General features: G+C 35.2%; 21 protein-coding genes. 20 read left to right on the forward strand and 1 reads right to left on the reverse strand.

Going from position 1 to position 26,619, the window contains the following annotated elements; genetic code table 11:
- Positions 1-76: 76 nt before the first annotated feature.
- Positions 77-793 carry a purine-nucleoside phosphorylase gene (gene deoD, locus BLV53_RS06145; protein WP_090298632.1) on the forward strand — a complete coding sequence of 239 codons (717 nt, stop codon included), beginning with the start codon at positions 77-79 and terminating at the stop codon, positions 791-793.
- 57 nt (positions 794-850) lie between these two features.
- Here the strand turns inward: deoD and BLV53_RS06150 are convergent, their stop codons facing one another.
- Complete coding sequence (locus BLV53_RS06150; RefSeq protein WP_090298635.1) at positions 851-1,825, reverse strand: GAF domain-containing protein; 975 nt, start codon at positions 1,823-1,825, stop codon at positions 851-853.
- Between the two features lie 313 nt (positions 1,826-2,138).
- On the opposite strand from BLV53_RS06150, the gene BLV53_RS06155 reads away from it, so the two are divergent.
- From BLV53_RS06155 to BLV53_RS06245, 19 genes are all read left to right on the forward strand, one after another.
- Positions 2,139-3,560: an LCP family protein gene (locus BLV53_RS06155; RefSeq protein ID WP_090298639.1), complete on the forward strand. Its 1,422-nt coding sequence runs from the start codon at positions 2,139-2,141 to the stop codon at positions 3,558-3,560.
- 14 nt (positions 3,561-3,574) lie between these two features.
- Entirely contained in the window at positions 3,575-4,738 is a 1,164-nt protein-coding gene (locus tag BLV53_RS06160; protein WP_090298642.1) for a glycosyltransferase, read from the forward strand.
- 16 nt (positions 4,739-4,754) lie between these two features.
- Complete coding sequence (locus BLV53_RS06165) at positions 4,755-5,501, forward strand: glycosyltransferase (protein WP_170830767.1); 747 nt, start codon at positions 4,755-4,757, stop codon at positions 5,499-5,501.
- A 17-nt stretch (positions 5,502-5,518) separates the two neighbouring features.
- Complete coding sequence (locus BLV53_RS06170; RefSeq protein ID WP_090298648.1) at positions 5,519-6,949, forward strand: hypothetical protein; 1,431 nt, start codon at positions 5,519-5,521, stop codon at positions 6,947-6,949.
- The gene (locus BLV53_RS17645; RefSeq protein WP_330388319.1) at positions 6,936-8,531 is read left to right on the forward strand and encodes an ABC transporter ATP-binding protein; all 1,596 of its coding nucleotides are present in this window, start codon (positions 6,936-6,938) and stop codon (positions 8,529-8,531) included. Before BLV53_RS06170 ends, BLV53_RS17645 begins: the two co-directional genes overlap by 14 nt.
- Before the next feature lie 2 nt (positions 8,532-8,533).
- Positions 8,534-9,295, forward strand: a complete 762-nt coding sequence (locus BLV53_RS06180) for an ABC transporter permease (RefSeq protein WP_090298650.1) — start codon at positions 8,534-8,536, stop codon at positions 9,293-9,295.
- Between the two features lie 10 nt (positions 9,296-9,305).
- Positions 9,306-10,070: an ABC transporter permease gene (locus BLV53_RS06185; protein WP_090298653.1), complete on the forward strand. Its 765-nt coding sequence runs from the start codon at positions 9,306-9,308 to the stop codon at positions 10,068-10,070.
- Entirely contained in the window at positions 10,067-11,140 is a 1,074-nt protein-coding gene (locus BLV53_RS06190; RefSeq protein ID WP_090298656.1) for a glycosyltransferase family 4 protein, read from the forward strand. The genes BLV53_RS06185 and BLV53_RS06190 overlap by 4 nt, the downstream gene beginning before the upstream one ends.
- Positions 11,137-12,225, forward strand: coding sequence for a glycosyltransferase family 2 protein (locus BLV53_RS06195; RefSeq protein ID WP_090298660.1), 1,089 nt, complete (start codon positions 11,137-11,139; stop codon positions 12,223-12,225). Before BLV53_RS06190 ends, BLV53_RS06195 begins: the two co-directional genes overlap by 4 nt.
- 34 nt (positions 12,226-12,259) lie before the next feature.
- Positions 12,260-13,408, forward strand: coding sequence for a glycosyltransferase family 2 protein (locus BLV53_RS06200; protein WP_090298663.1), 1,149 nt, complete (start codon positions 12,260-12,262; stop codon positions 13,406-13,408).
- Positions 13,409-13,445: 37 nt separating this feature from the next.
- Positions 13,446-15,698, forward strand: a complete 2,253-nt coding sequence (locus BLV53_RS06205) for a polysaccharide pyruvyl transferase family protein (RefSeq protein WP_090298666.1) — start codon at positions 13,446-13,448, stop codon at positions 15,696-15,698.
- Between the two features lie 18 nt (positions 15,699-15,716).
- The gene (glf, locus tag BLV53_RS06210) at positions 15,717-16,829 is read left to right on the forward strand and encodes a UDP-galactopyranose mutase (protein WP_090298669.1); all 1,113 of its coding nucleotides are present in this window, start codon (positions 15,717-15,719) and stop codon (positions 16,827-16,829) included.
- Positions 16,830-17,151: 322 nt separating this feature from the next.
- On the forward strand, positions 17,152-19,299 hold the full coding sequence (locus tag BLV53_RS06215; protein WP_090298672.1) for an HAD-IA family hydrolase: 2,148 nt from the start codon (positions 17,152-17,154) through the stop codon (positions 19,297-19,299).
- Positions 19,300-19,470: 171 nt separating this feature from the next.
- On the forward strand, positions 19,471-20,622 hold the full coding sequence (locus BLV53_RS06220) for an AAA family ATPase (RefSeq protein ID WP_090298677.1): 1,152 nt from the start codon (positions 19,471-19,473) through the stop codon (positions 20,620-20,622).
- Between the two features lie 3 nt (positions 20,623-20,625).
- Positions 20,626-21,153, forward strand: a complete 528-nt coding sequence (locus BLV53_RS06225) for a hypothetical protein (RefSeq protein ID WP_090298680.1) — start codon at positions 20,626-20,628, stop codon at positions 21,151-21,153.
- Between the two features lie 204 nt (positions 21,154-21,357).
- Positions 21,358-22,470 carry a UDP-galactopyranose mutase gene (gene glf / locus BLV53_RS06230; protein WP_090298683.1) on the forward strand — a complete coding sequence of 371 codons (1,113 nt, stop codon included), beginning with the start codon at positions 21,358-21,360 and terminating at the stop codon, positions 22,468-22,470.
- A 238-nt stretch (positions 22,471-22,708) separates the two neighbouring features.
- Positions 22,709-23,692 (forward strand): glycoside hydrolase family protein, encoded by a 984-nt coding sequence (locus tag BLV53_RS06235; RefSeq protein ID WP_090298685.1) that lies wholly within the window; start codon positions 22,709-22,711, stop codon positions 23,690-23,692.
- A 535-nt stretch (positions 23,693-24,227) separates the two neighbouring features.
- Entirely contained in the window at positions 24,228-25,430 is a 1,203-nt protein-coding gene (locus BLV53_RS06240; RefSeq protein WP_090298687.1) for an acetyl-CoA C-acetyltransferase, read from the forward strand.
- A gap of 225 nt (positions 25,431-25,655) precedes the next feature.
- Complete coding sequence (locus BLV53_RS06245; protein ID WP_090298690.1) at positions 25,656-26,528, forward strand: 3-hydroxyacyl-CoA dehydrogenase family protein; 873 nt, start codon at positions 25,656-25,658, stop codon at positions 26,526-26,528.
- The last annotated feature ends 91 nt before the right edge of the window (positions 26,529-26,619 follow it).

Here is a 26,619-nt window from a genome sequence, read left to right on the forward strand (position 1 = left end):
GAAATACTAGAGAACTTTAGCTAGAATAATCTTCTAGCTGTGAAATTAAAATATAATTTAATAAGGAGGAAAAGATATGGCAACACCACATAACGAGGCGAATAAAGGTGATTTTGCTAAAACAGTACTTATGCCAGGAGACCCACTCCGCGCAAAGTTTGTAGCAGAAAATTTCTTAGAGGACGTAAAGTGCGTAAATACTGTTAGAAACTGTCTTGGCTTTACTGGAACATATAAGGGAGTTCCTGTATCAGTCATGGCCAGTGGAATGGGAATGCCTTCTATCGGTATTTATTCATATGAGTTATACGAATTCTATGATGTAGAAAATATCATCAGAATCGGTTCAGCAGGAAGCTACACAGACAAGCTCAACGTACTTGATGTAGTTATCTCAGAAAGCGCTTTTTCAGAGAGTACATTTGCAAAATTTACAAATGGTGTAGAAGAGAAGACTTTATATCCTAGCAAGAAGATTAACGACATTGCTATCGCAAAGGCCAAGGAGCTTGGCATCGATGCAAAGCTTGCAAAGGTACATTCAAGTGATCAGTTCTATACAGCACCTGAGATGGGTGGCTGGAAGGCAGTTAAGGAGCGTTGCGGTTGTGACTGCGTAGAGATGGAAAGCTTTGCTCTTTTCAACAACGCAAACATGCTTGGAAAAAACGCAACTTGCATGCTTACAATCTCTGATTCATTTGTTACATCAGAGGAAATCCCAGCTGAAGAGCGTCAGAAGTCATTTACAGAAATGATGAAGCTTGCTCTTGAGACTGCAATTGCATTATAAAATTTAAAACATATAAAAAGCACCCGATTCGGGTGCTTTTGCTTTACATAGCGGATTTTATTTTTTAGAAGCCTGATAGTTGGCCAATTCAGAAGAAAGAAAATGCGCCAGCAGCTCCATTGTCTCTTTTACCCTGGATGTTTCTGAAATGTCAAAGTTGGCAATGTAAAGATAGCCAATAGTTTCATTGTGGTGAGTTAGTGGAACCAGGCATAAGCTACTTACATTATCGCGTTTGAGCGTAGAAACCCAAGCTGGGGCTTTCTTTTCGTATATTTCCATATCCTGAGCATCTTTGATAATGAGAGAGTTGGTCTCTGTAAAAAGTTGAGACCAGGCATCCATTATTTCAAATGGAAAATCTTTAAATATTTCTTTTACGCTAAACATATTGTTTAAAACGCTCTCACTTAAGATAGAAAAGTCTTTTGACTGCCTGTCAATGGAAATCATGCTGCAGGTGAAGGAATTAGTATATTCCCTGATTTCTTTAGTGACATGATTTAAGCTTTCAATGAAGTCACGGTCTTCATTGAGTTCCAGACAAGACTGAATTACAAATTGAGAAATGTCAGGTGACATCAATGAATATTTGCTGGGATTCATTTGTTTGTCCATTATATAAAAGAACTGACAATAGGAAATATTGTCATCATGTTCGCAATTGATAGGCATTAATATAAACTCGGACCAGCAGGAAAGTGTTTTTGTAGTATCGACATAAACACGGGTAGGTTCGTTGTTCCATGCGCACTCATAGGCAATCTTGTCAAATTTTGGTTCCCTGGGTATGAAGCAGGTATATGATTTTCCTCTAAGATATTCATCGAAGGTTGAATAATCTATAGAATGCGCATCGATATTTATATTTTGAAGCTGACAGTAAAAACTTAGTTTAAATGGTTCATTCACACACAGATAGCTAATCTCGCCGATTTTTTGTTCATCTGTTTTTTCAACAGACAGAATAGCGCATGGAAGCGGTGATGCTGATGCTAAATTTTTCATTTTGTTATATAGTTCGTTTTGCATAATTATTTAACTCCTTACATAATTATCCTCATAGCATTATATCATGTTGGATATTTTAATGTGCGAAATAAATGGGATTTTTTTGTGTATAAAACCACACATTCTGGAAACGGAAAGTATAAGATTAAGGTTTTTAATCCATAATTGCCCACAATTTTAGAATAAATGCATATATTAAAAAAATGTGAAGTATGTTACAATTTGTAATGTTTAAAAAGGGAGAAAATTTTAAATTCTAACTAGTTTTATCATTTCATAAATAGCGGATTTTCATTCCAAAATAACAAAATTTAATAGATTTAGGTTCTAAATAATGAAAAGCAGAACAGTAACAAAAGGCGTGTATGCAGGGATTTTAGGGGCATGCACCATTGCTATATGTGTATTGCTGATAATATTGGTCAGACAAATGCGGAGTGTGGCCATACTTCCTATCCCATATGCAGTAGCTATAGTTATATTTATACTTATTCTTTTTGGTGCAGGCGGATTTTTCTTTACACGCAAAAAAACAGTTGTTAAAGTGATTGGAATTATCCTCATTGTTGCATCAATTGCAACAAATGTTGAAGGAATATATTTGTACGCAAACAGTATTAAAGCCTTGGATACCATCGCCAATCAAACAACCGAAACGACTACCTATGGTATTTACGTTTTGAATGAATCAAAGGTAGAAACAGTAGATGACTTATCAAAGAAATCTGTAGGTCTTGCTTCTGATACTGTAGACGAAACTTTATCTGAAAAAATTGGATCTTACGGATTTGCCATCAGTCAGTTTGATAATCAGGCTTCGTTGGTTGAAGGGCTTATAAATGGGCAGTGTGAAGGCGCAGTGTTAAACACTTCATATATAGATTTACTTGAGGATAGTGAATTCGGTGAGGAGTTTAGCGGCAGATTGCGATTGCTGGATAAAGTGGATGTTTCAAAAATCGTGGAAGCTCCAACTATCATCACACCCGAAGAGCCATTTATCGTATACATAAGTGGTAAGGATACCTGGGGCCATATTTCTGTCACAAGCCGTTCTGACGTAAATATCATTGCCGTGGTAAATCCTGAAACTAAGCATATTTTATTAGTTTCGACACCTAGGGATTACTATGTACCTTTGTCTATCTCCGGTGGTGTCAAGGATAAGCTTACCCATTCAGGTATATACGGCATAGATGTGTCAAAGGACACCATGGAAATGCTTTACGGCATAGAAATGGATCACTATTTCAAGGTGAACTATAGTGGCTTTGAAGGATTGATTGATGCCATGGGCGGTATCACTGTATGGTCGGATTATGCCTTTGATGTGGAAAATATTGGACACTTTAGCAAAGGAGAAAACCAGCTTACCGGTCTACAGGCGTTGGCTTTTGTTAGAGAAAGACATTCATTTGCCAGAGGAGATGTCCAGCGTGGCGAAAATCAAATGAATGTTATTCAGTCTGTAATTCAAAAAATGACTTCAAAGAGCACATTGATGAATTACGCTGATATTTTAAAAGAATGTGATGGCACGTTTGCCACAGATATAACAACTGATGAGATAGCCGATTTGGTTTCTTATGAGTTGGCAAATCCGGGGAAATGGAATATTGAAAAATTAAGTGTTGGTGGTACGGGAGAGTACAACCATGTTTATTCTCTTACGAAAAGGGTGTATGTAATGGAGCCAAATCAGGATGACATTGAAAATGCCAGAGAGCGAATAAACGAAGTTTTAGAAGAAAATTAATGGGAGAGTAATTTGTGAAAGCATTAATTGTTTCTTCTGTGTATGGTTTTTTGTCTAAATTTGAAAGACAAAACGTTGAGCTTTTGGAAGCCATGAACGTCGAGGTGCACTACGCATCTAATTCTCATAATATTGTCTATGAAGACGACGAGGATATTTTGAAAGAATTAGGTGTTAAGTATCAGGACATTCCAATTACTCAGTCACTAGTAGACGTCGGGGCTAATATTAAAGCTATCGTTGCCTTACGCAGACTCATCAAGACTGAAAAATTTAATATCATCCATTGTCACACACCTACTGGAGGTATGGTTACAAGACTTGCCTGTATAGGTCTAAAAGGGGTGTATGTGATTTACACTGCGCACGGGTTCCATTTTTATCATGGCGCATCCAAAATATGGAATGCTATATACTATTTGGCAGAGCTTTTCATGAGCAGAAATACCAACGCAATCGTCACTATCAATCACGAGGACGAATGTGCTGCCAAAACTATGTATGCAGATAATGTTTATCGGATTCCAGGTGAGGGCGTGGATTCGGAATATTATTGTCTGACCAACGATGACGACAAAACAAAAGAGCGAGAGCTGTTAGATATAAAAAAGGATGATTTTTTCATCATAAGTGTTGGAGAGATTAGAAAAAACAAGAATCAGAAAAAGATTATAGAAACCATCCGCTATTTCAAACAAAATAATGATGGATTCAATGTAATCTATGGAATTATCGGAAGTGGAAGTCAGGAACGTTCCTTAAAAAAATACGTTAAGAAGTATCATTTAGAAGATAATGTGAAATTCTTTGGCTACGAGGTAGATATACGTCGATTCCTAAGAGCTGCAGATGTAATGGTATTTCCATCAATCAGGGAAGGCCTTGGTATGGCTCCACTTGAAGCAATGTTTACAGGGCTTCCAGTTATCGCATCAAGCAATAGAGGGTCAAAAGAATACATCAAAGATAAGAAAAACGGCCTTCTGGTAACAGAAGATACTGTGGAGGCTTATGCCAATGCTATTATGCGAATGTATTCATATAAGCTAGAGCATAAAAAATATAATAGAGAAAACATTAGAGAATCAGTTACAGCTTTTGAAAAATCAGAATCAGAAAAAGTGATGAGAAAGGTCTACGAGGATGCCTTCAATAAGTGTAATGTTTCCGGTTTATAACTGTAAAAAAACATATTTGAAAAAGGCGATTGAGTCAATACTTGCTCAGTCTTTCAGGGATTTTGAACTGATTATATTTGACGATGGTTCTGTTAATAATGTTAAAGGCATTATTGATGAATATGCTAAAAGAGATACAAGAATTGTATTTATCCGAGAGGAAGTGCATCATGGGCTGGCATATGGCTTAAACCATATGGTGAAAATAGCCAATGGCAAGTATCTGGCAAGAATGGATGCGGATGATATAAGCTCTCCTTCAAGATTTGAAAAGGAATATACATTTTTGGAAAATCACTTGGAGTATGGTTTTGTTGGAGGCAATTTGCTTTTGATGGATGATACCGACAAGGTATATGGCAAGCGTAAATATCCAAAGAAACCTGTAAATAAAGATTTTTTGAAGTATCAACCTTATGCCCATCCAACTATTATGTTTCGTAAATGCGTATTAAGCATGGACAATCCATACGGCTCAAATAACAAATCGCGCCGTGGTGAGGATTATCAGCTGTTTATGAATTTGACAGCAGCTGGAATAAAAGGGTTCAACCTGCAGGAGGATTTGCTTTATTACAGGGAGACCAAAGATAGCTACAACCGCAGGAAACTGAGTGATCAGCTGGCCGAGGTTGTCATTAGATGGAATGGATTCAAAAAGTTAGGTTTGAATCCATGGCTTGAAATCTACTATGTTATTAAACCGCTTATTGTTTGGATGGTTCCAAACAGAATTGCTTTTAGAATCAGAAATGGATTTTAAGTCTTAGGAGTTATGTTTTGAAAGAAAAAAAGATAATAGAGTATGAGAAAATCTACAAAGCAGTTCCAAAGCTAGGTGATTTATCAGCAAGACCTGGTGAGCACAGAGTCTTCTCCAATAGAGAAGACGAAGTGATTTATAATACTGGGAATTACGTTTTGGTACCGGTTTTAAACAGCTTTGTGTTACATGTTCTTGAGGAAGCTATGAATAAGGGAATCAAGACCTTATTTTTTCTCGCAAGAGATGCCTATTTCTATTACCGAATAGCAGAAAAATACGTAAAAGAGTTTGATTTAAATATAAATTGTAAATATCTATATGTTTCGAGGTTATCTTTAAGAGTTCCCCTTTACCATTTAGATGTTGATCAAGCTTTATCTTATATTACTTTGAGCGGAGTAGATGTTACTCCTACTACAGTGTTGAATCGCTCAGGACTTTCAGAGGGCGATAAAACACAGTTTATACAAAAAATAGCAGACTTCCTTGGAATTGGCGTTGATGAACAGATTCCAAGGCACAGACTTAAAGAAGTCAAAGCTATTTTAAAAAATGACATAGACTTTCTTGGCCTGTTAATAGAAAATTCAAAAAAGGAATTTTTAAGTGCTTCTAAATACTTAGAGGAGGCAGGCTTTGGAAATAAAGAAAAAATAGCTATTGTGGATAGTGGCTGGGTTGGTTCAATACAACAAAGCCTAAACAAATTTCACATTGCTATGGGTGGGCAGGAACCTATAGAAGGTTATTATTACGGGTTATATGAAATACCACCAAAGGCAGAAGAAAAGTATTATCACTCATTTTTGTTTGGGCCTAGGTCGAGACTAAAGGAAAAAGTGGCTTTTAATAATTGCTTGTTTGAGTGTGTTTTTTCAGCACCACACGGTATGACCCTAAGATATAAATATAATCCAAAAGGGACTGTCCCGGTTTTATCTGATATAACAGTAAAACAGATTGCTTTTCTAAATCAGATAGATGGTATTATCGACGATTATCAGGAAAACCTGCTTCGTGAATACGATAATTTTCAAGATATATGTACATTGTTTAACAATCCTATATCAAAAAAAACAATTGAAAAAGCATTATTTAACTTTATGTCCAAACCATCTCTTGAAGAAGCGAAAGTATTTGGACAATTACATTTTTCAGATGATGTTATCGACTATGATAACGCTGTGTTGGCCACAAGGCTTACAGAAAAAGACTTGCATGACAATCATTTCTTAAAGAGGGTTTATCTTGAACTTCGTGAAATGATTTTTGGTAAAAGGTATGTGGTCAATATATCAGGTTGGTATGAGGCATCAGTGATGCTTTATGCAAAACCAGCCACTGTAAGATACCATTTGACTGCGTATAATCACTACAAATATTACATGCAATATAGTAAAAGAAAACGATGGATAAGAGAGCGTGAGAGATATGAAACGACATGAGATTAGAGGCTTGACGGTTGCGCTGGCAATCTTGTCTTGCGCATTTATAAATCCTCATTATGCCTATGCTGCAGGTGAGATTACATTTGGTTCAACAGAGTATTACGAAGAAGATAATTCAAAATTCCCAATAGGTGTTTATGTCAATACAACTGATAGAAATCAAAACTATCACATAGAACTAAAGTATGACAAAAACAGAATGCAATATATTAAGGGTGGTGATTCTGAGGAAGACGGAATAATCACTCTTGAAGGTAGCGGATTGTCAGCAACCAGGAAGTATATGCTTTCATTTGAAACGCTTTCAGGTGGCAATGGCTATATATCTGTTGTAGATGGTTACACTAGTGATGCTGATGGCTCAAATCGTCAACCAATAGAAGACTTAACCAACGTAGATGTCTTTATCGAAGGTGAAGATATAGTTGGTGAAGTAGAGGAAGAAGAAGTTCAACCTGAGGTTGAAGTGGTCATGCCTGAAGCTGATGTAGTGTCTGAAACTGAGGTCGTTACTGCTCAAAGTAACATTGATGAAAAAGAAAGTGAAAATTCAGAGGAGATTACATTGAAAGCTAATTTTATAAGCAATGGAGTGAATACATTACCACTCATCATAGGTATTGTAAGTATGTCCATAGGTGTTTTGATTCTTGGGATTGTGGGTGTTGTACTTTTTATGAAGAAGAATCCAAAGACAGAAAAACAGAAAAAGAAAACGTATATACGTAGTAATTTTTTCGACGATGAAATAGATATTCAAGATTTAGGTGATCTTGAGGATTTAGATGATCATAATGACTCTAATACAGTAATTTCTGTTCAGAATGTAACAATGAAATTTAAGGTTGCTACACAGAATGTAAATGGCATAAAGGATTATTTCATACAATTACTTAAAAGAAATATTTCTTATAGAGAGTTTTTTGCTCTTGATGACGTAAGTTTTGATGTAACTAAAGGAGAAGTAGTAGGTATTATCGGAACAAATGGTTCCGGAAAATCTACAATCCTTAAAATCGTATCAGGAGCTCTTCGTCCTACATCAGGTACAGTAAAGGTTGATAGAAAAAAGGTTCAGCTTCTTACACTTGGTACAGGTTTTGACATGGAGCTTACAGGTCGCGAGAATGTTTACCTCAACGGTGCTATCATCGGTTACTCAAAAGCTTTTTTGGATGAGCACTATGATGAAATCGTAAAGTTTGCAGAGCTTGAAGATTTCATGGATGAAAAGGTTAAAAACTACTCAAGTGGTATGGTAAGTCGTCTGGGATTTGCAATCGCCACAGCCGGTGATGCAGCTGAAATCCTTATCTTGGATGAAGTCCTTTCTGTAGGTGATGAGTTCTTTAGAAAAAAGAGCTTAAAGCGTGTTAAAGAAATGATTCATGGTGGAAGTACTGTACTTCTCGTTAGCCATAGCATGCCTACTATCAAGGAAAACTGTTCAAAGGTTGTATGGATTGAAAAGGGAAAGCTTCGAATGGTAGGTAAACCTGAGGTTGTATGTAAAGCTTACCAGCAAATGCAGGAAAAAGGTGTGCCAGAACCTATAAAAAAGGTTAGTGAGGTATCTTAGTTATGGAATATGGATTAAAGCAATATATTTTCGTAATTAGAGAGCTCACTACAAGGGAGATTAAGCGAAAGTATTCAAGGTCAGTATTAGGTATTTTTTGGAGTGTATTACAGCCACTGTTATTTATGTTTGTTATGACCGCAGTTTTTAGTGGGTTTACGCTGAACAATATTTCTTATCCAGTTTATTATTTGACAGGATATACAACTTGGTCAATGTTTAATATAGCTACTACCACATCTATGACTGCATTTGAAGATAATAAATTGCTATTTCAGAAAACAAAATTACCAAGAGGGATTTTTGTGCTTTCACGTGATTATACATCGCTAGTAAATTTAGGATTTTCTTCTATTGCATTACTTGTAGTTCTGATATTTTTTAGAGTGCAAATAAAATGGACTGTTATTTTATTTTTTGTGGATATATTTTTTGAATTACTTTTTACTGTAGGTATTTCTTTTTTGCTAGCAACTATATATGTTTTTTATAAGGATATTAAATTTTTATGGCACAATATTCTTGTTTTACTGATTCACATGATTGCGATATTTTATCCTATTGAGCGTTATCCAGAAGCTGTACAAGAGTACACATTGATTAATCCTTTGTTTATTTATCCTGATATTGCAAGAAAAAGTATTATAAATGGTACATATGAATTAAAACAATTAATTGCAATGATTGTTTGGGCTATTGGTTCACTACTTCTTGGATTTATAGTCTTTAAGCTGGCAGAAAATAGTATTATAAAGAAAATTTAGTGGGTGAAGTATGGAAAAACTTAGACAATATTATTTTGTTATGCAGCAAATTGGATATAAGGAACAACGAAAAAAAAGTAATGAGACGAGCTTGGGATTTGTTTGGAATCTGTTAAATCCATTGTTGTATATGGTGATTTTATCTACATATTACACCAATATAATAATCCATGATATTGATAGATTTCCTGTCTTTGTGTTTACAGGAATTACAATCTTTAATTTTTATAATTCATCAACAAAAACTGCGATGAAATCACTTGTTAATAATAAAAATCTTTTGATAAAGACTAAATTGCCGGTTGAGGTTTTTGTAATTAATAGCATTTATTCGGGCTTTAGGGAATTCTTGTTTTCGTCCATAGCATTGATTCCAATATGTATATATTACAAAGTGCATATTACTTGGAGGATTATTTTAGTTATTCCAATATTGTTAATCACAGCTAGTATAATTACTAGTATTGGAAGAATTCTAGCTATTTGTTATACATTTTTTGGCGATGTTGAGTATCTATATTCAGTTTTAATGTCAATGCTGGTTTTTGTGTCAGGTACTTTTCTACCACTAGGAAATTATCCTGAGAATATTAGATATCTTTTAACCTATAATCCTATTTTCCTTTCTATTATTTTATATAGAAACAGCCTAATGTATGGGATTCAATCCCATTGGTCTGCATGGGCAAAATTTTTAATGTGGTTTTTAGCATTGCTGATTTTTTCAAGATATATATTTGATAAAAAGAAAGATGATTGCATAAACATGTTATGATTTCAAAAAAAATATTATTGGTAAGCTTTGAAATGACATATTCTGGCGCACCTGTTGCAGTGTTAAAGATGGCTCGTGTTTTTAGAAGTATAGGGTATCAAGTTGATATTTGGACATTGCATGATGGTCCATTTACTACAGAGTTCAGCAATGATGGATTTGATATAGTTAGTATTAATTACCCATCAGATGCCGGTTATGAATTAGATAATAAATTAAAAGATTATAGGTTATGTATATGTCATACAATTTTTTGTTCAGAAATAGCTCGGTATATACAACGAGTTTTAAAAACAGTTTTATATATTCACGAAGCTGATAATATTGAAGAATTAATTAAAAACTGTGATATTATGCCAGATGACTTTTTAAATATAAATAGATATTGGTGTGTTAGTGAATATGCAAAGCAGAAGATATTAGATAAATATCAACTTGAGAATCTCGACATTTTACCTAATTATGTTGAAGAATATATATTAAAAGAAAATAACGTAGATTTTGAAAAAAAACTTAAATTATGTTTGGCGGGAACAATAGAATTTCGAAAAGGATTGGATGTTGTAGTTAGTGCTATAGACAATCTACCTGTCGAAGTGAAAAAATCTATTGAATTACACATAATTGGAAGGATACCTGAGTGGTCACAGGATTACGCCTCAAAATATATAAATCACGAATGTGTAGTATATCATGGTGAAATTCGAGATATTACCAAGTTATACAGATTATACAGTTCAATGGATTTATTTATTATAGCTTCTAGAGATGAATCATGTTCGCTGGTGGCATTAGAGGCGGCTATGTTAAAAAAAGCTTTGTTAGTAACTGAAAATACAGGTGCAAAATATATAGTTGATAATCCTAAATGTATTCTAAAAACAGGTGATACACATGAATTAGCCAATCAGATTACAGAATTCATAAAAAATCGTTCATTACTCAACTATGAGGGAAAGAAGAATTATAGAAATTATAAAAAGAAGGCGTCTATATCGAATTATAAAAAAAAATTAATACATAACATATTTAAAATAAAGTTTTCATTAAAGGGAGGAAATATAAAATGAATGAAAATGTAGAAATTTCTATTGTTGTGCCAGTGTGTAATGTAGGGGCGTATTTGGAAGAGTGTTTGGATAGTATATTAAATCAAACATTTAAAAGTTTTGAAGCTATATGTGTAAATGATGGCTCTACAGATAATTCTTTAGATATTTTGCGTGAATATGAGAAGAAAGATAAACGTATTAAGGTAATTACTAAGGCAAATTCTGGCTATGGAAATACTATGAATGTAGGCATGGATGCAGCTCAAGGTAGATATATTTGTATTATTGAATCAGATGATTATGTAGATAAGCATATGTTGGAACGATTATTTGATTCTATTGAGAAATATGATGCAGATGTAGTTAAGTCAGATCATTATATTTTCTCTACCAAAAATGGGAAAAATAGAAGTCAATTCCAAGCGGTATGTCCTGATGAATACTATAACAGAGTTCTTAACGTTACAGTATGTCCTGAGATTTTTACATTTACAATGATGAATTGGACTGGCATATATAAGACTGAATATTTACGTGAGAATAATATAAGACACAATGAGACCCCAGGCGCTAGTTTTCAGGATAATGGATTCTGGTTTCAGGCTATATCTATGGCTAACAAAATTGTATTTATCAATGAAGCATTTTACTATTACAGACAAGATAATCCTAATTCATCAATTAATAACAAGAAAAAAGTATTTTGCATTTGTGATGAATATAAATTCATGCGAGAAATATTAGATAGTCACAAGGAGTTTGGCGAGGAAATACACAAGCGTTTCTTTGAAAAGAAGCTCTTCAATTATTTAAATTCATACAACAGAGTGGCTATTGATTATAAGTTGGAGTTTTTAGAGCATATAAGTAAAGAATTCGAAGAAGATTTAAAAGATCCATTATTGAGAGTTGAATCTCTTGATCCATGGATTTTCATGCAGGTGAATCGAATTATTGATTCTCCAAAGTTGTTTATGCTCGAGGATTGTTCAGTTAGATATCGCGATCAATATAATGAGAGCCATGAAAAGCTTGTGAAGATTAGAAATTCAGAAGAGTTTAAACGAGGAATTAAAGTTAAAGAATTATTACATGTAAAATAATATAAAAAAATTAGAACGGAGAAAATCAAAGGTTATGGGTAATGAAGTGATGGAAAATGAATTAAACAAAGTTGAGAATGAATATAATCCAGTTATATCGGTAATAATTCCAGTTTATAATGCAGAAAAGTATATCATGAAGTGTTTGGAGACAATTAGCAATCAGTCATACTGGCATCTTGAAATCATTTGTGTTGATGATGGCTCTACAGATCATTCATTAGAGTTATTGGAATTGTTTTCAAAGAAAGATGACAGAATAAAGATTATCCGACAGAAAAATTCAGGTCCAGCTGCTGCTAGAAATGTTGCTTTAAGACACGCTACTGGTGATTTTATTAGTTTTGTTGATGCAGATGATTACCTCGAATATAATGCATATGAGATTCTAATAAATAAGATTAAAGAAAATAATATTTGGGATTTGGTTATCTTTGGAGGAAATGTTGTTGGTGAACCTAATGATTATATTTCAGGCGTGCTAACTACTCAGTACAGTGAACATATCAATTGCAAACCAAGTGAAATAATATTTAGAGAAAAAGCTGCGAAACCATTTCTTTGGTTACATTTAATTAGAAGAGAATTATTATCAAGCCCTACTGAGCTTTTCTTTGATGAGACTATGAATTTGGGAGAAGACCAGATATTCCAGTTCGGATATGTTCCAAGAGCAAAAAATGTTTTAGTTCTTGAAGATAAATTATACAACTATAGAATAACTAAGAATGCTTCATTGATGCAATTGTATAGTCATAGACGTATCAAGAAGACTGAAATGCATTTTGAGATTATTAGAAAAGTTGTCAATGAATGGAAGGAAATGGGCTACTATGATTCCAATAAAGATGAACTTTGGACATGGGCTGTTAGTTTTGTTTATTGGACTATTATAGATTTCCCTGTGGAATATAGAAAAAAATATTCTCAAGATTTTGTGGATCTTCTTGAAAAGGAAAATCATGAGGGGGCATATATTATCCTTGAATATGAGAGTGCTCATTATGATGAAATGCGTGAATGGACTTTAAATGATTATTCAGAAGAAAAAGAGTTGGCTCGTTTAGTAAAAAAGATAGAGCATGAAAATTATGAAGTTCAGGAAACTCTTAAATCAAGAGCGTTTAAAATTGGTAGAATTTTAACACCTGAAAGCAAACGATTAGACTTGTCTGCTTTTTAAAAACATAAAAGATATAAAAAAAGAATGGAATAAATAAATGGATAAATCAATAATTAATGTTAATAGAGTGGACTGTACTGGATGTGGAGCATGTAAAGTTGCATGTCCTGTAGATGCTATCAAGCTCGAATATGATGCTGATGGATTTTTATATCCACTAGTGACAGATGCCTGTATCAACTGTGGACAGTGTTCAAAGTCATGCCAGGTAGTTCACCCTATTGAAAAATATCCTACTCCTAAGGCGTATGCATTTATGGCATCGCAGCAAATTAGAGAAGTAAGTTCTTCAGGCGGTTTATTTTCTTTATTGGCTACATATGTTATTGGCCAGGGGGGAGTAGTATTTGGAGCTGTATATGCTGATGATTACAGAAGTGTCTATATGACAAAAGCTGAGTCTATCGAGGATATTGCACCAATGAGAGGTTCTAAATATGTATTCTGCGAGACAAAGGATACATACAAGGAAGCAAAGGAGTTATTAGATGCTGGTCGTCAGGTTCTTTATACTGGTACTCCATGCCAGTTAGCAGGCTTTAGAGCTTATTTAGGTAAAGACTATGATAATCTCCTATTGGTTGATTGTGTTTGCCATGGGGCTAATTCTGTAAAAGCATATGAATCTTGGCTAGATGAATTCACAGAGGGAAAAGAACTCAAAAAATTTGATTTTAGAGATAAGAATTATTACAAGTGGTCATCATCGGCTGTGGCATATTTTAAGGATGGAACTGTAAAGAAGCAGGCACATCGTGAATGTTTTTGGTATAACGGATTCCTTGAGGGTGTTATCAATCGTGATAACTGTGATCACTGTGCTTATGCTTGTGCAGAACGAATTGCTGATATCACTATGGGTGATGCTTGGCAGGTTTCACGTATAAATAAAGATTACAATGATGGCATTGGTACATCGTTAGTACTTGTAAACACTGAAAAAGGAGAAACTGTTTTCAACCGTATTCAGAAAGAGTTGAAGAATCTTGTAACACTATGTGAAGAGATTCCATTGGAAGAAATCAGAAAGTACAATGGAAATATTAATTATTCACAGAAGCAGAGCCCAGCAAGAAAATTCTTCTTTTCACATTTAGATGAGATGGGTTACCACAATGCATTATGGTATGGTCGTGGAAGAAGATGGGATTTTGGTATTGTTGGATGGTGGTTTGCATCTAACTACGGAAGTGCTTTGACTTACTATGCATTAGCAAAGCAGTTAGAAAACATGGGTAAGGCATCTATTTTCATTCCAATTCCAAAGCTGGATGGAACACCTTGGGATGATGATACAAAATATGTAGAGGCCTTTATTGGAAAACATTTCCATATTGCGAAAAAGAGAGATAAAAATCATATGCATGAAATGAATCATTTTTGTGATGCATTTATGTTAGGTTCTGACCAAATGTGGAGAGAATCTACAACAAAGCTTGTAGGACATACATTCTTCCTTGATTTTGTAGCTCAGGGAAAGAAGAAGATTGCATGTGCACCTTCATTTGGAGTTGGAAGATATTCCAAGGATCCAAATATGATAATGGAAGCATCAGTATTACTTGATAGTTTTGATGCTGTAAGTGTCAGAGAGACAAGTGGTGTTGATATTTGCCGTGAAGTGTTTGGAGTAGAAGCTCAGCAGATAATAGATCCTATTTTTTGGATAGATACAAGTGTATATGATGAAATTGCAGAACAATCATCTTTAAAGGATCTTCCAGAAAAATATCTGTTTTGTTACGTACTTGATCCGAATGATGAAAAGATTAAGATTGCAGAAAGAATTGCAGCCGAGCGAAATCTTGAGGTAATTACAATTCTTGGAATGCGAGAGGCGAAATATACGCGTGACAAGTGGACAGTAGGAAGAATTATTGATAATGCATCAGTCGAAGATTTTGTGAATGCAATTCGTAAATGCGAATATATGTTTACAGATTCTCATCATGGTGTTTGTCTTGCGATAAAATATAATAGAAATTATGTGGCAGTTGGAAATGTTGCAAGAGGTTTAGATAGATTTACAACTGTCGGTAATTTACTTGGAGTAAACAACAGAATCATTACTCTTCCACACGAGGGAGTTAATGATTATGCAGAAATGCCTGATATCGATTATACAGTTGTAAATGAAAAGCTATCTTATGAGATTAATCGGGGTAAGACATGGCTTATCGATGCAATCGAGAGACCGGTTAAGCCAGAAAAACCGATTACAACCTTATTTAAGCGTGTGCAGCTATTGGAAAAAGAAGTTGCTAAATTGAAACAGAAAATAAATAATTAGAAAATGGGAGATGAGACTATGTATGATTATCTAATTGTCGGTTCAGGTCTTTTTGGAGCCGTATTTGCAAGACAGGCAACAGATGCAGGAAAGAAGGTACTTGTTATTGATAAAAGACCTAATATAGCCGGCAACGTTTATACAGAAAAAATCGAAGGGATTCATGTCCACAAATATGGTGCTCATATTTTCCATACCAACATGGAGCACGTATGGAACTATGTCAATAAATTCGCCACATTCAATCGCTTCACTAATTCACCTGTAGCAAATTACAAGGGCGAGCTTTATTCTCTTCCATTTAACATGTATACCTTTAATAAGATGTGGGGAGTTGTAACTCCTGAGGAAGCTGTCAAAAAGATTGAGGAGCAGAAAAAAGAAGCAGGTATTACAGAACCAAAGAATCTTGAGGAGCAGGCTATCTCACTTGTCGGTACAGATATTTATGAGAAGCTGATTAAGGGATACACTCAGAAGCAGTGGGGGCGTCCATGTACGGAGCTTCCTGCGTTTATTATTAAGAGACTTCCTGTAAGACTTACATTTGATAACAACTATTTCAATGCGCTTTACCAGGGGATTCCAGTAGGTGGATATACAAAAATGGTGGAGAACATGCTAGATGGTATTGAGGTTCGCCTTAATACAGACTACTTAGAGAATAAGGCTGAGCTTGATGCTCTTGCTGATAAAGTTGTTTACACAGGTCCAATCGATGCATACTATGACTTTAAGCTTGGAACTTTGGAGTATCGTTCAGTAAGATTTGAAAATGAAACACTTGATAAGCCAAACTTCCAGGGCAACGCAGCTGTAAATTACACAGATGCAGAGACACCATGGACTCGTATTATTGAGCACAAGTGGTTTGAGTTTGGCAAGGATGATGAGGGTAATGACATTCCTAAGACCATCATCAGCCGTGAGTACAGTTCTGAGTGGAAGCCTGGTGATGAGCCGTACTACCCAGTAAACGATGAGAAGAATGGAAAGCTTTACGAGCAGTATAAAGAGCTCGCTGATAAGGAAGAGAAAGTTCTCTTCGGTGGTAGACTTGGTGAGTATAAGTACTACGATATGGATGCAGTAATTGATTCAGCATTAAAATTTGCTGAGAAAGAATTGTAAGAAGAGTACCAGTAAAGTTCCGCTTATTAGTTGAATCTATATACAAGAAAAGAATAAAATATGATAGCCCAACCTTTTTTGGAAATGCTGGCTTTAAATTAAAGAACTGTATCAGGAGACATTGCTTTTACTCAGATTGACAGAGAAATGGCAGAGTTAATGAGTGATTAGTTTGCCTAGGAAAGATAAGGATGGTCCTATTAGTACGGAGGAAGCAGTTAAACGTGCTAATATGAATATGGAAGAATTTGAGAAACTATTAAATTCTGATAACAAATAATTAATATCTCCCATCGAATGATGGGAGTTTTTTAAAGAGAAAATGAGATTAAAAATTTATAACTTTTTAGTAAATAAACATATTGGAATAAGAAAGCGCTATCATGCTTTTCATGACAATTCTACGGGAATAATCAGGATGCTATCGTGGGTTTATCTCTTGTGGCTTAACTGTGCATACTATTGTTTATTTATGCATTCGCTTGGCAAGGATGATAAAACCGATGTGTATGAGTACAAAAATATTGAGTCTAGAATATCAGAGATGGCGCATTTTAAAAAAGAATATCCGGATGTTTGTGTAGACAGATTTGTTGAAAAACTTCTAGGTTTTGATGTTGTTTCTTTTGATATTTTTGATACTTTGATTTTTAGACCTTTTTCTGAACCTGCGGATTTATTTTACCTAATTGGTTGTAAACTAGATTTCTTAAATTTTAAGGATTTAAGAGCACGTGCCGAGTTTGAAGCTAGATTAATCAGAGCAGAGAGTCAAAAAATCAAAAACAAAAAAAAGAAGCAAAGTGTAAAAAAACAACAAATTGACTACGAGGTAGACATTAACGACATCTGGAGTCGTATGTCAGATATCACTGGAATTGATGCGGTAAAAGGCAAGGCTATTGAAGAAGAATTGGAGTATGAGCTTTGCTATGCTAATCCATTTATGTTACAAGTTTTCAAAGAACTTCAGGCTAGAGGTAAGCGTATAGTTATCACATCTGATATGTATCTGACAAAGGATTTTCTTGTAAAGATGCTCAAAAAAAATGGATATGATGGATATGAGTACATTTTTGTTTCAAATGAATATCATAAGAGCAAGAGTGATGGTCGACTTTATGATGTAGTAAAAAACAAAATGGGGAATGAGCTTAGCTATATTCACGTTGGAGATAATGTACATAGCGATATTAAGATGGCTGAAAAACATGGCTTTAATACATTGTATTATCCTAACGTAAATAGAGCTGCTCTTCTGTACAGAACCTACGACATGTCTCCAATTATTGGAGGAGCATATAGAGGTGTAGTTAATAATCGCATATATTCTGGAGTAGATAAAAAAACGACTTCAATGGAATACGAGTATGGTTATATTTACGGTGGTCTGTTTTCCATAGGATATTGTGCGTATATTCATGAATATGCAAGACTTCATAATATAGATAAGATTTTGTTTCTCTCTAGGGATGGAGATACATTAAAGCAAGTGTATGAAATTATGTATCCTGAGGAAACCCTTTCCGATAAAATCCAGTATGTATATTGGTCTAGAAAGGCGGCAACTATTCTTACGTATGATTTGGATAAAAATGACTATTTTAGACGTTTCCTATATCACAAGATCAATCAAAAATATACAATTTTGCAGATTTTATCATCAATGGAATTAGAGAAATTAGCTGATAAAATTGAAGGTTATTCAATTGTAGACAAAGATGTTCCGCTGATAGGTAATGAAGGACGTAAAATAAAACTTCATTTGAGTGATGAACTTACAGATAAAAATGTTGAAATTCTTCGAGTATATATTGAGGAAAACTTTGGTAGAATTAATGAGCAATATCTGCAAAGAGAAAAGGCAGCAAAGCTCTACTATAAAAATGTACTTGATGGTGTTACAAAAGCGTTGCTTGTTGATATTGGTTGGGCTGGAAGTGGTGCTATTGCAATTCGTAGATTGTGTCATGAAAAGTGGGATATTCCATGTGAAATCATTGGTATGATTGCTGGAACAAACACAGTTCACAATGTAGAGCCATATCAAACAGAAACGTTCCTACAGTCAGGTGTGATGAATGCCTATCTCTATTCACAGAGTTTCAACCGCGATTTGCTAAAAAAACATGACCCTGCAAAAGACTATAATGTTTTTTGGGAGTTGATTCTAGGTTCTCCTACAAGGCAATTCAAAGGTTTTAAGTCCTTAGATAATGGTGCTGTAGGTTATGATTTTGGTGATTACGATGATAATTTAGAGGGAATTAAAGAAACACAGCAAGGAATTTTGGATTTTTGTAAGGATTATATTACTGCTTTCGGTTCGCCTGAGAATGGTCAGCACAAGCTGCTATATAGAATTAGCGGAAGAGATGCTTATGCTCCAATATTAGCTGCTTCTGGTAATAAAGAAAAATATCTTAAGGCTATCAGAGATAAATTTAAATTAGAGCCAAATGTAGTATAAGGTATAAATAAGACACAGATTGAAATAAATATTTAGATCGATTTTTTAGTTTAAAAATACTAAAAAAATGATATATTTTTTGAGTTCAACAGTTTTAAACGTAAAACACGTTTAAAACTGTTGAACTTTTTTCTTGAAAATTGTATTATTTCCATATGGAGGTAATTAAAAATGGTAAAACTATTGAAAATATCTGCAGAAGGTTTGATGCTTTTTAAGGATAAAGTAGATATAGATTTCTATACTGAGCAAAGAGTATTAGCGGATAATAATGAAATGGTGTTTAATCCATTTGGAAAGATATATACAAATAATGTATTGTCTATAGTAGGTATTAATGCCTCTGGAAAAACGTCGTTATTAAAGCTAATTTCATTTATCACTAGGCTTGTAAATGGAGCGCCTATAAATAATATAGATAGCAGGGATATACTCGTAGGAAGTGATAATGTTTTTATAGAGTCTATATTTTATAACGATCAGGTAGGAGTTTGTAAGCTTGTTACCAATATAAGAAAAGAAGTTATAAATGAGCTTGAGTCAAGATATATTATTGCAGAAGAAAAATTATTCATTAAGAATACTAAAAAAATAAAAACAAGAAGAGATATTCTTGAATTCACAAAGAATGATTTATATAAAGAGCGTGACAATTCAGCAGAATTTCTTCAAGATGATGCAAGTATTGCTATATCATTAAGTAAACTTTCTAAAATATATGTGGATGATTTGATTAGTACAACCAACCGAAATTATTTGCAGTTGATTGGCGATTTTCCACACGAATTAATAGCTTTTTTGGATCCTAGTATTGAAAAAATAGAATTTAATAAGAAAAACGGAGAGGCAGCTTTAAAGTTTTACGGAAAAGAAACTATTAAAGTTTCAAATCCTATGTTGTTTGAAAACTACTTGTCATCAGGCACGATAAAAGGAATTAATGTCTTTATTAGTGCGATGGTTGTATTTTCTGAGGGTGGATATTTATTAGTAGATGAGTTGGAAAATCATTTTAATCGTGAAATAGTAGCAACATTAATAAGATTTTTTATGAATAAAAGGGTTAATCCTAATGGTGGAACGTTAATATTTTCTACTCACTATTCTGAATTACTTGATGAGTTTGATCGAAATGATAGTATCTTTATTGTTAGAAATAGAGGTGGTATTAGTATTCAAAAATTAAGTAATATTCTTAAGAGAAATGATATTAAAAAGAGTGAGGCATTTAAGAGTGATTTCTTGGATGGGACAGTTCCTTCTTATGAGTCATATATAAATTTAAAACGTGCAATTATCAACAACCCTATTTCGGAGGGATAAGATATGGATGGTAGTAAATTGATTGCATGTATTTGCGAAGGGACAGCAGAAAGAGTAATTATCAATAAACTTCTAGATGAAGATAGGCTGATTTTTTCTAGAGAAGAATTATTGGATGAAGAAGTTTTGAAATGTCGAAACGCTAAGATATTTCAGGATAGGTATTTGGGAAAAGGTTTTAAGCAAGAAATAACAGTTTATCGTATTCTTGATTCCAGAAGGGAGAACTTTAAATTAAGTAACGCCTATAAAAATAAAGTAGATGTAATAAACGTCATCACTGCACCAGAAATTGAAATGCTGGTAATTATTAACGAAGGTAAATATAAAGATTATCAAAAGTATAAAAGTATAATAAAGCCTAGTGATTATTGTATAAATAATTTAAAGATGCCAGATGTTAAAAATTTTGAATTTATAAACATGTATTTTCAAGGTATTAACATGTTAGTTAATGCTATTAAGCAGTATAAAGAATTAGCGAAAATTCACAAAGATGAATTGTGTTTGGCGGATATTCTTAAAGCATAACTTTTATACATATAGGTTTATGATTGTAGATTTTTAATTAATAGCTTGAAAGGCTTAGATATTTTTTGAAGCCTATTTAAAAAATTATAATTATGATAAAATCATTAATATTTTTTAAATAATATCAATTATATAATCTATCAAAAGAAATATTAGGCAATTATTAAATACAGATTATATACATTTGGATAAGGGAGAAAAACTATGTATGATTATCTAATAGTAGGTTCAGGCTTGTTTGGTGCAGTATTTGCCAGACAGGCTACAGATGCAGGCAAAAAGGTACTTGTTATTGATAAAAGACCTAACATAGCCGGCAACGTTTATACAGAAAAAATCGAAGGGATTCATGTTCATAAATATGGTGCTCATATTTTCCATACTAACATGGAGCATGTATGGAACTATGTGAATAAATTCGCTACATTCAATCGCTTCACTAACTCACCCGTAGCAAACTACAAGGGGGAACTCTATTCGCTTCCATTCAATATGTACACCTTCAATAAGATGTGGGGAGTAGTGACTCCTGAGGAAGCTGCAGCAAAGATTGAAGAGCAGAAGAAAGAAGCTGGTATTACAGAGCCAAAGAATCTTGAGGAGCAGGCTATCTCGCTGGTTGGTACAGACATCTATGAGAAGCTTATTAAAGGATACACTCAAAAGCAGTGGGGACGCCCATGTACAGAACTTCCTGCATTTATCATTAAAAGACTTCCTGTAAGACTTACATTTGATAACAACTATTTCAACGCCCTTTACCAGGGGATTCCAGTCGGTGGATATACAAAGATGGTTGAGAACATGCTTGATGGTATCGAGGTTCGTCTTAATACAGACTACTTAGAGAATAAGGCTGAGCTTGATGCTCTTGCTGATAAGGTTATTTACACAGGCCCAATCGATGCATACTATGATTTCAAGCTTGGAACTTTAGAGTATCGTTCAGTAAGATTTGAAAATGAGATACTTGATAAGCCTAACTTCCAGGGTAATGCAGCCGTAAATTACACAGATGCAGAGACTCCATGGACTCGTATTATAGAGCACAAGTGGTTTGAGTTTGGCAAGGATGATGAGGGCAATGATATCCCTAAGACTATCATCAGCCGTGAGTACAGCTCAGAGTGGAAGCCAGGTGATGAGCCTTATTATCCAGTAAACGATGAAAAGAATGGAAAGCTTTACGAGCAGTATAAAGAGCTCGCTGACAAGGAAGAGAAAGTTCGCTTCGGTGGTAGACTTGGTGAGTACAAGTACTATGATATGGATGCTGTAATCGATTCAGCATTAAAATTTGCTGAGAAAGAATTATAAGATATAAAAAATGTAGTCATGTGTCAAATGCGACACATGACTTTTTTTTTACTATATAAAGTGTTTGTGTACAAACTTGGTCACAAGATTTAGTTTCTGAAAGTTCTGTTAAAAATCTTTTAACAGATGGTTAAACTTTAATATAACTACTGTGAAATTCCGTTATAAAACCCTTTCACATGATAATCTTTTCTTAAGAACTAATATTTCCCCTCCATGCATTAAGGAGGTATATGCTATGTGGAATAAGCTATTTACAAAAAAAAGATTATCATCTTATTTACAGGCCGGTGCGGTATTAGGCCTTGTTTTATTTTGCGGAATAACAGGCTATGAACATAATCGAAGGATTCTCGATGAAGAAGTACCTTTGGCTAAAATAGGTGTGTATAAATACTGTCCTACGGCGATAGCGGGGAACGTTCTGTACTGCTCTAACGAGGCAACCCCAGGCGAGGTAAAAGACGGTATTTGTTACAATGGAGTAAGGGTCCTCACTACAACAAAGGGGGCTTGGGATTCAGTTCAGGTATGTGACCCAACGGTGATTGAGGGCAATTTTACTTATGGGGGCGACTCATATAGATATTTAATGGCATACTTGGGTTGTGCAACCTATGATTGTACAGCAAATGAAGTGGGATTTGCTGTGTCTAATGATCTGGTGGACTGGAAAAAGACTGGACGCGTAGTGGCGGCAGTCAGGGATGGACACTGGGGCGTCGGACAGCCTTCGCTCATCAATTATAATGGCAACATTTTTTTATTCTACACAAGCGGCACAGCTTCCAAAACTACAACCTATGTGGAGCAGCTTGATTGCTCGGATTTAGGTAATATACAAAGCCTTGGCAAAGCACATATATCCTGCAGCTACGATTTTATCAGCAATGCAGATTTTGCTTTTTCTGATGGAATGATTTATATGACCTGTGATACCCATCCATTTCCTGCTGGAAAGCTTGATTTTATTTCATCTAAACAATCTGTTTATAGTTCACCATGGGACGGAACTCTTGAAGCCCTTGGAAGTGCACATTGGGAAAGAATAGCTCAGATAGGTTACGAGAATACAGGTCATGAAAGAAATCATAATGGTTGCTTTTCAAGAGATGCGTATGGTGGCTTGAATTCCAGAACGCTTTTTGTATCTATAGCTGATGCAATAGGTAGCTGGAGTGATAATCTTTACACGTATAGGTTTATGACTGTAGATTTTTAAATTAGTAGCTCGAAAATATATTGGATTTAAGCTGATATTGCTAATAATATGACTACTTAAAACCTCTGGTTTTCCAGAGGTTTTTTTGTGGCAAAAAAGCAGTAATGGGAGATATTTTAAAAGTTCATGTGCGAATTTACATTTAATTTTCTGTGGAAAATATACAATTCGGAAACTGCGTTGCATACTGATAGTTTCCGGCATAACGTAAAATCAATGTTTTTTGATAATTATTTAACAAGCGGATTATGAGAATTGATGAAATAGAGGTTAAGGTGTCTGAAAACTTATAATTACAAGGAATATATGACAAAAAAATTATTTGAATTTGTGTTGAAACTATGTTAATATTTTCCCATCGGGCGCGGTTTGAGGACTATTTTTTTTAGCTTGGTTCGTTAAAAAATTAACAGTTTCGGCTTAATGAAATTGTGCAGTATGTACACTGCGATATTTTTAATGAGCTTGTTATGAAAATATCCCTTGGCACGCCAAAACAAAAAAAGTATTTCTTATTTCAAAAGGAGAAAGAAACATGGGAAAAAAAGTAGTTATTGCTAGTGCATGTAGAACAGCAATCGGCACAATGGGTGGATCACTTAGTGCAATTCCAGCAGTTGACTTAGGTGCTACTGTAATCAAGGAAGCAGTTAAGAGAGCTGGTATCAAGCCAGAGGACGTAGAGCATGTATACATGGGTTGTGTAATCCAGGCAGGTTTAGGACAGAACGTTGCTCGTCAGGCAGCTATTAAGGCTGGTCTTCCAAATGAGACAACAGCTGTTACTACAAACGTTGTATGTGGTTCAGGTCTTAACTGTGTAAACCAGGCAGCTCAGATGATCCTTGCTGGTGATGCTGATGTTGTTGTTGCAGGTGGTATGGAAAACATGTCTTTAGCACCATTTGCACTTCCAAATGGACGTTTCGGTTACAGAATGACATGGCCTTCAAACAGCCAGGGGGCTTTAGTTGATACAATGGTTAAGGATGCTCTTTGGGATGCATACAATGACTACCACATGATCAAGACAGCTGATAACGTAGCTGAGCAGTGGAAGCTTACAAGAGAAGAGCTTGATGAGTTCGCAGTAAATTCTCAGAACAAGGCTTGTGCAGCTATCGAAGCTGGTGCATTCAAGGACGAAATCGTTCCTGTAGAAGTTAAGAAGAAGAAGGAGACAATCCTTTTCGATACAGATGAAGGCCCAAGAGCTGGTACAACAATGGAAGGTCTTGCAAAGCTTAAGGCTTTATATCCAAACGGTGTTGTTACAGCTGGTAATGCTTCTGGTATCAACGATGGTGCTGCAGCACTCGTTGTTATGTCAGAGGAGAAGGCTAAGGAGCTTGGTGTTAAGCCACTCGTTACATTCGTAGCTGGTGCACTTGGCGGATGTGCTCCTGAAATCATGGGTGTTGGTCCAGTTCCTGCAACAAAGAAGGCTCTTGCTAAGGCTGGTCTTACAATCGATGATCTTGATGTTTACGAAGCAAACGAAGCATTCGCTGCTCAGTCAGTAGCAGTTGGTAAGGAGCTTGGCTTCGACCTTAACAAGCTCAATCCAAACGGTGGTGCTATCGCACTTGGTCACCCAGTAGGAGCTTCTGGTGCTCGTATCCTTGTAACACTTATCTACGATATGCTTCACAACCCAGAGTACAAGAAGGGTCTTGCTACTCTTTGCATCGGTGGTGGTATGGGATGTGCTACTATCGTTGAGAAGTACGAAGGCTAATCGTTAAGACGATAAGCATACTTAAATTAGGATATAAGTATTCTGAAAATATAGAATTTAAGTGAGCGTCAGCTCAATATATTCAAATAGCTTGTAGCTATCAAGGCTAGTATTTCTTAAGCGAAGCTTTCCATTGCTGAGCGTAGAAATATTAGACTTGTTAGCGTAACAAGCGAGAGATATATTTTTGTCTGACGCGGACTAAAAATTTAGGAGGAAATTAAAATGAAGGTAGGCGTAATTGGCGCAGGTACAATGGGCCAGGGCATTGCTAAGGCATTTGCTATGGTTGATGGTTATGAAGTAGCTCTTTGCGATATTAAGCAGGAATGGGCTGAAGGCGGAAAGGACAAGATTGCTAAGGGATATGCAAGACTTGTTGAAAAAGGAAAAATGGAGCAGGCAGCAGTTGATGCTATCCTCGCTAAGATCACTCCAGGTCTTAAGGAAGACCTTTGCAAGGATTGTGACCTTATCGTAGAGGCTGCTTTCGAAAATATGGAAGTTAAGAAGACAACATTCAAGGAGCTTGACGAAATCGCTAAGCCTGAGTGCATCTTCGCTTCAAACACATCTTCACTTTCAATCACAGAGATTGGTAACGGTCTTAACCGTCCAATGATTGGTATGCACTTCTTCAACCCAGCTGATAGAATGAAGCTTGTTGAAGTTATCGCAGGTGTTAACACACCACAGGAAACAGTTGATAGAATCGTTGAAATCTCTAAGGAAATCAACAAGACTCCTGTACAGGTTAACGAGGCTGCTGGTTTCGTAGTAAACCGTATCCTTATCCCAATGATCAATGAAGCTGCTTTCATCAAGATGGAAGGTGTTTCTGATATCGCTGGTATCGATGCTGCTATGAAGCTTGGTGCTAACCACCCAATGGGACCACTTGAGCTCGGTGACTTCATCGGTCTTGATATCTGCCTTGCTATCATGGACGTTCTTTACAACGAGACAGGTGACAGCAAGTATCGTGCTTGCCCACTCCTTCGTAAGATGGTTCGTGGCGGTAACCTTGGTGTTAAGTCTGGTAAGGGATTCTACGTATACAACGCAGACCGCACAAAGACAGCAGTAGATGCTCAGTAATTCGTAAATAAAGCCATATAGGCTTTTATGTGAACTAAATGAATCCATTGTTCATAACCTTGGCAAGCGCGAGCAAGAGGGCCCCATGCCG

Origin of the sequence: Pseudobutyrivibrio sp. ACV-2, from assembly GCF_900107545.1 — a bacterium.
Taxonomy (GTDB): Bacteria; Bacillota; Clostridia; order Lachnospirales; family Lachnospiraceae; genus Pseudobutyrivibrio.